8 protein-coding genes and 1 pseudogene are annotated in these 9,712 nt (G+C 66.8%); 4 read left to right on the top strand and 5 right to left on the bottom strand.

Going from position 1 to position 9,712, the window contains the following annotated elements; translation table 11 throughout:
- Positions 1–172 precede the first annotated feature (172 nt).
- The 3 genes from XI09_RS09495 to XI09_RS09505 form a co-directional block, all read right to left on the bottom strand.
- Entirely contained in the window at positions 173–1,150 is a 978-nt protein-coding gene (locus XI09_RS09495; RefSeq protein ID WP_271566607.1) for a Bug family tripartite tricarboxylate transporter substrate binding protein, read from the bottom strand.
- Between the two features lie 236 nt (positions 1,151–1,386).
- Entirely contained in the window at positions 1,387–2,322 is a 936-nt protein-coding gene (locus XI09_RS09500; protein WP_271566608.1) for a DMT family transporter, read from the bottom strand.
- Between the two features lie 173 nt (positions 2,323–2,495).
- On the bottom strand, positions 2,496–3,128 hold the full coding sequence (locus XI09_RS09505; RefSeq protein ID WP_271566609.1) for a TetR/AcrR family transcriptional regulator: 633 nt from the start codon (positions 3,126–3,128) through the stop codon (positions 2,496–2,498).
- A gap of 73 nt (positions 3,129–3,201) precedes the next feature.
- On the opposite strand from XI09_RS09505, the gene XI09_RS09510 reads away from it, so the two are divergent.
- Both XI09_RS09510 and XI09_RS09515 read left to right on the top strand, forming a co-directional pair.
- Positions 3,202–3,606: a hypothetical protein gene (locus XI09_RS09510; protein WP_271566610.1), complete on the top strand. Its 405-nt coding sequence runs from the start codon at positions 3,202–3,204 to the stop codon at positions 3,604–3,606.
- Between the two features lie 123 nt (positions 3,607–3,729).
- A complete protein-coding gene (locus XI09_RS09515) occupies positions 3,730–4,134 on the top strand; it encodes a VOC family protein (protein ID WP_271566611.1) in 405 nt (134 codons plus the stop codon).
- A gap of 36 nt (positions 4,135–4,170) precedes the next feature.
- Here the strand turns inward: XI09_RS09515 and XI09_RS09520 are convergent, their stop codons facing one another.
- Both XI09_RS09520 and mgtA read right to left on the bottom strand, forming a co-directional pair.
- A complete protein-coding gene (locus tag XI09_RS09520) occupies positions 4,171–5,103 on the bottom strand; it encodes a DMT family transporter (protein ID WP_271566612.1) in 933 nt (310 codons plus the stop codon).
- A 157-nt stretch (positions 5,104–5,260) separates the two neighbouring features.
- Positions 5,261–7,759 carry a magnesium-translocating P-type ATPase gene (gene mgtA / locus XI09_RS09525; protein WP_271566613.1) on the bottom strand — a complete coding sequence of 833 codons (2,499 nt, stop codon included), beginning with the start codon at positions 7,757–7,759 and terminating at the stop codon, positions 5,261–5,263.
- Between the two features lie 360 nt (positions 7,760–8,119).
- On the opposite strand from mgtA, the gene XI09_RS09530 reads away from it, so the two are divergent.
- Together XI09_RS09530 and XI09_RS09535 are read left to right on the top strand one after the other, a co-directional pair.
- Entirely contained in the window at positions 8,120–9,412 is a 1,293-nt protein-coding gene (locus XI09_RS09530; RefSeq protein WP_271566614.1) for an adenylosuccinate synthase, read from the top strand.
- Positions 9,413–9,449: 37 nt separating this feature from the next.
- Positions 9,450–9,712: pseudogene (locus tag XI09_RS09535) on the top strand (hypothetical protein); the annotation flags it as partial.

Below are 9,712 nucleotides of genomic sequence, written 5' to 3' on the forward strand. Positions count from 1 at the left end.
TCGGGCCGTCACCCGGGCTGGGCCATTCCTCACGGAACGCCACCATCATAAGCGCTCGCGCTAATACAAGGGTGGGCAAAGGCCGCGAAAGCGCCGTGCCCACCTTTTCTTTTTGAGTTCTCGACGAGTGATGGTGGGCACACTTCGCTTTGCCCACCCTACGAGTCCGCCTCTACTGCTTCTCGATCTTCGCGTTCGTGATCAGCTTCTCCCACAGCACCAGCTGCTCGTTCACGAAGGTGCCGAGCTGTTCCGGCGTGCCCGAGAAGGCATCCATGCCGAGGGTGGCGAGCTGCGCCTTGATCTCCGGCTTCTCGACGATCTTCCTGATCTCGGCGTTGAGCCGCGTCACGATCTCCTTCGGCATGCCGGCCGGACCGAAATAGCCCTGCCACGAGGAGATGTCGAAGTCGGGCACGCCGGCCTCCTGCATCGAGGGCAGGTTCGGCACCAGCGGAGAGCGGTCCTTGGTGGTGACGGCGAGCGAGCGCAGCGCGTTGCCGTTGACGTGCGGCAGGCCGGTCAGGATGTCCACGAACATCATCGAGACGCGGCCGCCCATGACGTCGTTGAGCGCCGGCGGCGAGCTCTTGTAGGGCACGTGCAGCAGGTCGAGCCCGGCATTGTGCGCGAAGGTCGCACCCGAGACGATCGCCGACGACGAGCCCGAGGCGTAGCTCAGCTTGCCCGGATTGGCCTTGCCGTAGGCGACCAGCTCGCCGACGGTCTTGGCCGGCACCTCGGGGTGAACGACCAGCATGAAGGGCAAATCGCCGGTGCGCGCGATCGGGGTGAAATCCTTGACCGGATCGTAAGTGAGGCTCTTGAGCAGGTAGGGATTGGCCGAATGCGTCGTGTTGGTCGTCACCAGCAGCGTGTAGCCGTCGGGGGCGGCGCGCGCGACAAAGGTCGCCGCGATCATGCCGTTGGCGCCGGCCTTGTTCTCGATCACGATGCCGACGCCGAGCGCCTGCGACAAATGCTGCGAGATCAGCCGCGTCGTGGTGTCGGTGCCGCTGCCGGCCGCAAAGGGCAGCACCAGCGTGATGTTGCGGCTGGGGTAGTTGTCGGCCTGTGCGGTGGTCGAGGCGGCAAGGCAGAGCACGGCCGTGCCGATGGTGCGCAGGTTTCGAATCAACGCTGAAAGCATGTGTGGTCGTTCCCTCTTTTTCGTTGGCGGGGAACCTAGCTTCTCTTTGCTGGAATCGGAAGGCGGGAGTTTGCCGCCAGGTCTCGTGCCCCGGACGCAGCGCAGCGCTTCTCCAGCGGTGCGCTGCAGAGCCGGGGCCCATGTCGCGGCAGACTGGGGTCCCGGCTCAGCGCAGCAACGCTAGATGGCGCTGCATCGCGTCCGGGACACGAGAGGGGAGCGTCCGCGGCGCGGAATTACTTCACCGCCGAGCCCCGGCGCGAGGCGATCACGACGCCGGCGAGCACCAGCGCGTAGCCGATCAGGTGAAACGGCTGGAGCTTTTCGCCGAGCAGCAGGATCGCCATCGCCGAGCCGAACACCGGCACCAGATGGAAGAACGGTGCGGCCCGGTTCGGTCCGATCAGCGCCACGCCGCGGTTGAAGAAGAGATAGGCGAGCGTCGAGGGGAAGATCAGGATGTAGCCGAGCGTCGCCAGCGTCACCCCATCGAATTGCATGACGTTGCCGCGCCAAGCCTCCCAGACGGCGGTGGGCAGCAGCATGATCGCGCCACAGCAGGTGGTGAAGGACAGGAAGGAGAGCTGATGGACCTTCGGCCGGCGCGGGATGAAGGCGGAGTAGAGTCCGAATGCCACCAGCGAGGACGCGAACATGATGTCGCCCCTGTTGAAGCTGATGCTCGCCAGCGCCGCGAGATCGCCGCGCAGGATGATGGTCAGCACGCCGAGAAGCGAGATGGCGATGCCGGCAAGCTGCGCCGCCGTCAGCCGCACGCCGAACAGCGCCAGCGACCACAGCGCCACGAACAGGGGACCTGCCGACTGGATCAGCAGCGCGTTCAGCGCCTCCGTGTATTGCAGCGCCCAGTACGAGATCGCGTTGTTGAAGGCGAAGCCGACCAGCGACAGGAACAGCATCAGGGGCAGGCTCTTGCGCAGAGCCGGCCAGTCGCGCTTCAGATGTGGCCAGGCGAACGGCAACAGGATGAGGAACACGCCGAACCAGCGGATCGTGGTCACCGTCAGCGGCGGCACATGCGCGCCGACATGGCGCGCGAGCACGATGTTGGCGGCCCAGAACAGCGAGCTCAGGCTGAGCAGCAGATAGGGCTGGTTGTTGAGCCAACTGGCCGGATTCGAGGCTGGTGGCGCGGGCGAAGCGATCGTCATTGGGGTCGGATGCAACTTGCGCCGGATTGCCGTCGTGACACAAGTCACGCGACCGCAATGCTACAATGCACGCATGACCTGAGGAGGTGCCATTGGCGGTCAATATGTTGAACATCGCTGCGCCCGGCGCGTGATCGTCGCGACGAGGCAGAAGGACGAAGAGCCGCCACGGCCTACTTCTTCCGCCCGGCGCGCGCATCCGGCATCGACGCATCGACAGCGGCGTGGCAGGCCGTCTGCAGCAGGCGGCAGACCTCCTCCGTCGACCGCTGCGGGCTCAGCGCTGCGAAGGTCGGATAGCTCGTCAGGACGAAGATCAGGTCGACGGCATCCTGCACGGCCCGCTTTGCGGCACGGCTCTCCGTGATGCGTGTCACCAGTCCCGTCACAAGCTCACGCCGCCGCTCGTTGCGCGCGACCAGCGCATTGCCGAATTCGGGGTCGGTTGCGATCGCCTGGTTGAGACCGCCGATCGCGGGGTCGTGCGCCCAGAAGGTACAGAAGATCGCGACGACGCGATCGAGCGCGGCGCGAGGGTCCGGCAACGCCATCGCCTCGGCCAGCTCGAACAGCCCGCCCTGCCGCGCGATGTCGTCGAACACGGCCTCCAGCAGTCCACGCCGCGATCCGAACTGGTTGTAGACGGTCAGCCGCGTGACGCCGGCCGCCTTCGCCACCACGTCGAGCGAGAAGTTCGCGATGCTCGCATCCTTCCGCAACAGGCGCGCACCGGCCGCGATGATGCGTTCGCGCGTCTCCGCGGCTGCGGAGGCGCGGACCGAGCTCACATAGCTGCGTTTCGGCATCGCCCTGCCATCGTCTTGACGCATTCAATATACATATTGTATATCCAATTTAGAAGCCGGTTTGGAGCTTGCCATGCAGACTGCCCTCGTGATCGCGCTGTCGCTTCATGTGTTGTCGTCTGTGTTCTGGGCCGGATCAAGCTTTGCGCTGGCGCGAACCGGAGCAGCCGGGGGCGAGCAGCTCGTCGGTCCGCAGCTCGGCGCGGCGACGATTGCGATCCTCACCGGCGGCTATCTCGGGCATCTCGCTCATTCCGGCAGTTTTGGCGCGGCCGAGCAGGTGCTCGCGCTTGGTGCGGTTTGCGCGCTGATCGCAGCCGGCATTCAGGCCGCGATCGGTCCCCGTGCGCTGCTGAGCTTGCGCCGTGGCACGCGCGAGGCGGCGGATGTGCGCTCGCGCATCGCGACCGCCCAGCGCGTGGCCGCCGCTCTGCTCGCCATCACCGCCCTCTGCATGGGCGCGGCGCGCTACGTCTAGGGTCTCATTCATCCAAGGTAACAGCTGACGGCAAAGCGCCGCAACGGCTTCGAGTCCGGCAGGCAATTTCGCAAGCAGAGCCTTGCAAGAGCGCGGCATCCCGCCGCTGAAGAAGGAAAAGCAATGTCCAGGATGATTCTGTTGAATCTGCCCGTGCGCGATCTCGCCGCATCGTCGGCGTTCTATGTGGCGCTCGGCGGCACGGTGAACCCTCAGTTTTCGGGCGAGAATTCGACCTCGCTCATGGTCACGGACGCGATCGGCGTGATGCTGCTGACCCACGACCACTATCGCCAATTCACCAAACGCCCGATCGGTGATCCGCGAGGCGACAGTCAGGTCCTGATCGCCCTCACGGTCGATGACCGCGACGCCGTCGATGCAACGCTGACTCGCGCGGTGGCGGCGGGCGGTCGCGCCGATCCCAACCCGGCTCAGGATCTCGGCTTCATGTATAACCGCCACATTGAAGATCCGGACGGCTATGTCTGGGAAATCGTATGGATGAACCCATCGGCGAGCACCTGAACGCAGAAGACTGCGCGACGAACTTGCAAGGCGAGTCTAACTCGCCTGCTTCCTCGACGCCGCGAACACGCCCGACAGCACCAGGGCAAAACCGATGAAGTGGAACGCCTGCGGGCGTTCGCCCAGGAAGACCATCGCCATGATCGAGCCGAACACCGGCACCACGTGGAAGAACGGTGCGGCGCGGTTGGCGCCGATCAGGCGCACCCCGCGATTGAAGCAGAGATAGGCGAGGGTGGAGGGGAACACCGCGACATAGAACAGCGTCAGCAGGTTCGGCCCGTCGAGCTTCATCACCGGGCGCGCGGACAATTCCCAGATCTCAAGCGGAATGAGGCAGGCGGCGCCGGCACCGAAGGTGAAGGCGAGGAACGACAGGCCATGCATCGCCGGCCGCTTCAGGCTCAGCACCGAATAGAGCGCGAAGATCAGCAGCGCGAGGAGGAAGATGAGGTCGCCCTTGTTGAACTCGATGTTCGACAGCGTGGTGAAATCGCCATGCAGCAGGATCGTCAGCACGCCGCACATCGACAGCAGCACGCCGAAGGCCTGTGCCGCAGTGAGCCGGATGCCGAGGATCGCCAGCGACCACAGCGCCACGAGCAGCGGCGCGGCCGACTGGAGCAGCAGCGTGTTGAGTGCCTGGGTATGCTCCAGCGCCCAGTATTGCAGCGTGTTGAAGGCACCGATGCCGGTGATCGAGAGCGTGACCATCAGGCCGAGCTTGCCGCGGATCGCGGGCCAGTCCTGCGCGAGATGTTTCCAGGCGAACGGCAGCACGAGGAGGAAGGCGAAGAACCAGCGCAGGAACGACAGCGTGACCGGCGGGATGTGGCCGGCGGCAAGCCGCCCGACGATGGCGTTGCCGGCCCAGCACAGCGCGGTGATGCTGAGCAGCAGATAGGGCTGGTTGGCGATCCAGTTGTGGCCGGGCGTCGCGGCGCTGGTGGTCTGGCCGGTGGCGGACATTGTGATTGTTATGGCCCCGCGTCGTGCACCGAGGTCCCGGCCCGGCGGCACCCGGGCCGGTTCAGACCCGGCCCGTTCAAAGACACGGAAATTCGCCTGATATCAATGGGGCACGACGCATCCTGTCCATGCACGGGAGCGGCAGCCGGAACCTCGCTCAACCCCTCAGCCCGGCGCGGATCGCAAACGGCTTCAACAGTTCGGCACAGGCAAGATAGACCACCACCAGAAGCGCGATGCCGGCCATCATCAGCGGCGGCGGCGCGACAAAGCCGAACCAGGTGCCGACCGGCGTGAACGGCACGACCATCGCGACCAGCAAGGCGATCAGCGACGAGGCCGACAGCACTGGATCGGGCCAGTTGCGCCACGGTCGGCCGTTGGTGCGGATGACGAAGATCACCAGGATCTGCGTCGCCATGGATTCGATGAACCAGGCGGTGCGGAACTCGCCGGGCGATGCGTGAAACAGCATGATGAGGGCGCCGAAGGTCAGGAAGTCGAACACCGAGGACAGCGGTCCCATGATCGCGGCGAAACGCGCCAGCCGCGTCATGCTCCAGACCTGCGGCTGCGCGGTGGCCGCGCGCGAGACCCGGTCGAAGGGAATGCCGAGCTCGGAGAGATCGTACAGCAGGTTGTTGAGCAGGATCTGCGTCGGCAGCATCGGCAGGAACGGCAGCACCATCGAGGCGATCGCCATCGACAGCATGTTGCCGAAATTCGAGCTCGCGCCCATGCGGACATATTTCATGATGTTGGCGAAGGTGCGCCGTCCTTCCTCGACGCCGTCGGCGACGACCTCGAGATCCGAAGCGAGCAGGATCATGTCGGCGGCGGCCTGCGCCACGCCGGTCGCGCCGTCGACCGACAATCCGACGTCGGCAACCTTCAGGGCCGGTGCGTCGTTGATGCCGTCGCCGAGGAAGCCGACCACTTCGCCGCCCGCCTGAAGCGCCTTCACGATGCGCGACTTCTGGTCCGGCGCGAGGCGGCCGAACGCGTCAGTGGAACGCACCTGCACGGCGAGCGCTTCGTCGCTGAGCCGTGCAATGTCGGCCCCTGACAGCACGCGCTCGGGATTCAGCCCGACCAGGCTCGCGAGCCGCTTCACCACCACGGGGTCGTCGCCCGAGAGGATCTTCAGGCCCACGCCGTTTGCCGCGAGCCGCGCGATTGCGGCTGCGGCCGTCGGCTTCGGCGGATCGGCGAAAGCACAAAAGCCCTCGAAGGCGAGATCGGTCTCGTCCTCCGTCTCGACCTCGCGCACCACGCCGCTCCACGCCCGCGAGGCGATCGCCACGGTGCGCAGGCCCTCGCTCGCGAGCTCACGCACGCGTGCCAGCGCCGCGCTGCGCGCGCTCTCGTCCATCGTGCACAATGCGAGCACGGCTTCCGGCGCGCCCTTGACGATGAGCAGCGGGCCTCCGGGGCCGGTGGCAAGCACTGATCCCAGCCGGCGCGAGAAGTCGAAGGCCTGCCGCCCGGCCAGGGTCCAGCCCTGCGCGGCGTCCGGCCGGCCGGCGACGAGGGCGGCATCGAGCGTGCCGCGGTCGCCGCCGAGCGATGCCGCGATGGCGCCGAGCTGCGCGGCGCGGGCATTGTCCTTGCCCTCGGCGTCGAGGCTCCCTGCGAGCGTGATCTCGGCCGAGGTCAGCGTGCCCGTCTTGTCCGTGCACAGGACGGTCATGGCGCCGAGATCGTGGATCGCGGCCAGCCGCTTCACGATCACCTTGCGGCCGGCCATCCGCAGTGCGCCGCGCGACAGCGTCACCGTGGTGATCATCGGCAGCAGCTCCGGCGTCAGCCCGACCGCGAGCGCGACCGCGAACAGCAGCGAATCGAGCACCTCGCGGCCAAACACGACGCGGACGGTGAGCACGACCAGCACCAGCGCGAGCGTGGCCCGCGCGATCACGAGGCCGAACTCGCGCAAATCGCGCTCGAAGGGGGAGGGAGCCTGCGTCTCGGCGAGCGCGGAGGCCGCAGCGCCGAACACGGTGTCGCGGCCGGTCCTGACGACGAGCGCGATCGCCTCGCCCGTCTGCGCCACGGCGCCGCGGAACAGTGCATTCGACGTGTCGTCGGGGTCGGTCGCGGCGCCGGCGCGCTTCTGCGCCGGATAGGGCTCGCCGGTGAGCGCGGCTTCTCCGGCCGTGAAGGCGGTGCTCTCCAGGATCAACGCATCCGCCGGGATGATGTCCCCGGCGCGGACGCGCAGGAGGTCGCCCGGAACGACGTGGTCGACGTCGATCTCGCGGAAGGCGCCGTCGCGCCTGACCTCGGCCTTGAGCGCCACCGAACGGCGGAGGATCTCGGCGGCGCGGACCGCATGGCCCTCCTGGATGGTGTCGAGCCCGATCGAGAGCACGAGAATCAGGACAATGATGAGCCCGCTGATGTCGTCGCCGGTCAGCATCGAGACGATGCCGGCGACCAGCAGGATCAGCGACAGCGGCTCCAGCAGCCGCCGCAGGATCGCACGCGCCGCCCCCTCGATGCGCGGCGGCGCGTCGCTGTTCGGCCCGAAACGGCCGAGGCGTGCGGCGGCCTCGGTCGTAGTCAGGCCCTGCAAGGAGCAGCCGAGCTCCGTGCAGAGCGCATCCGTCGGCAGGCGCCAGAACTGGCTCGCCTGGCTGTTCGGTGGCTGGGTCACGGCATATCCGACATGAAGGCTTCCAGGGCCGGGAAGGGTAAGCTGCGAAGGTGACAGCCATCCCTTGGCGCAATCGCGGGCCGGAACGGTTGATGCGTGTCAATTCCGCTGCCGCCGGGCCGCCAACCTTTCAGGATTTTAAGGGGATATCAAAGGCTTGGAGTGCCTTCCCGACCTCGAAAAAGCCCCGTTCTTGCTTGCCTAGAGAGGCTGCTTCCTTTATCCGGTTGGCTGCCTTGCGTGCGAGCGGCCCTGGGCCGCAGAGAGGGCTTGGCGCAGGCATGATCCCGGAAAAGTGGGCACCGGTTTTCCGCGAGGATCATGCCTCCTAGAGACAGATTGAATAGGGATTACCCGCGAATGGCCAATGTTGTCGTCGTCGGCGCCCAGTGGGGCGACGAAGGGAAGGGCAAGATCGTCGACTGGTTGTCGGAGCAGGCGGACATCGTCGTCCGTTTCCAGGGCGGCCATAACGCCGGCCACACGCTGGTGATCAACGGCCAGACCTACAAGCTCGCGCTGCTGCCCTCGGGCGTGCTGCGCGAGCACAAGCTGTCGGTGATCGGCAACGGCGTGGTGTTCGATCCCGCCGCCTTCCTCGACGAGGTCACCAAGCTGCGCGCGCAGGGCGTTGCCGTCTCCCCGGAAAATCTGCGCGTCGCCGAGAACGTCACCCTGATCCTGCCGCTGCACCGTGAGCTCGATGCCCTGCGCGAGTCCTCCAACGCGGCGACCGCGATCGGCACCACCCGCCGCGGCATTGGACCTGCCTATGAAGACAAGGTCGGCCGCCGCGCCATCCGCCTGATGGACCTCGCCGACCTCGACACCCTCCCGCACAAGATCGACCGGCTGCTGGCTCACCACAACGCCTTGCGCCGCGGCCTCAATCTGCCGGAGTTCGACGGCAAGGATATCCTGAAGGAATTGACCGCGCTGGCGCCGCAGCTGCTGCCCTATGCCGAGACGGTGTGGCGGCTGCTCGACATCAAGCGGCGCGAAGGCAAGCGCATGCTGTTCGAGGGCGCGCAAGGCGCGCTGCTCGACGTCGACCACGGCACCTATCCCTACGTCACCTCGTCCAACACGGTGGCGGCGCAGGCCGCGACCGGCTCGGGCCTCGGCCCCGGCGCGGTCGGCTACGTGCTCGGTCTGTGCAAGGCCTATACGACCCGCGTCGGCCAGGGCCCGTTCCCGACCGAGCAGGACAACGCGATCGGCCGCAAGATCGGCGAGCGTGGCCGCGAGTTCGGCACCAATACCGGGCGGCCCCGCCGCTGCGGCTGGTTCGACGCCGTGCTGGTCCGCCAGGCGGTCCGCACCTGCGGCATCAACGGTCTCGCGCTGACCAAGCTCGACATCCTCGACGGCTTCGATTCGATCGAGGTCTGCACCGGCTACAAGCTCGACGGCAAGGAGATCGACCACTTCCCGGCCGGCGAAGGCGCCCAGGCCCGGGTCGAGCCGATCTACGAGACCATCGAGGGCTGGAAGGAGCCGACCGCCAGTGCGCGCTCCTGGGCCGACCTGCCGGCCCAGGCCATCAAATATGTCCGCCGGATCGAGGAATTGGTGGGGTGCCCCGTCGCACTGCTTTCCACCAGCCCCGAACGCGAGGATACTATCCTGGTGCAAAATCCGTTTGAGGCTTAACGATATCTTACCGGGACGCGCGTATAGTTGAGTAGAAATGGCTGATTACTATCCGCTGATCGCCCGCGCTATTGCCGCCCTGGACCCCAACGCTCCCGGCGAAAGCCGTCGCGCGCTCTATGAGCGGGCGCGCACGGCGCTGATCGCACAGCTCCGCAGCGTGCAGCCGCCGCTCTCCGAATCCGAGATCACCCGCGAACGGCTGTCGCTGGAAGAGGCCGTCCGCAAGGTCGAATCGGAGGCCGCCCAGCGTGCCCGCGAGGCCTCGCGCCCCGGTGGCGGCACCCGCAGCAGCGGCAG

Origin of the sequence: Bradyrhizobium sp. CCBAU 11386 (assembly GCF_028128955.1) — a bacterium.
Taxonomy (GTDB): Bacteria; Pseudomonadota; Alphaproteobacteria; order Rhizobiales; family Xanthobacteraceae; genus Bradyrhizobium.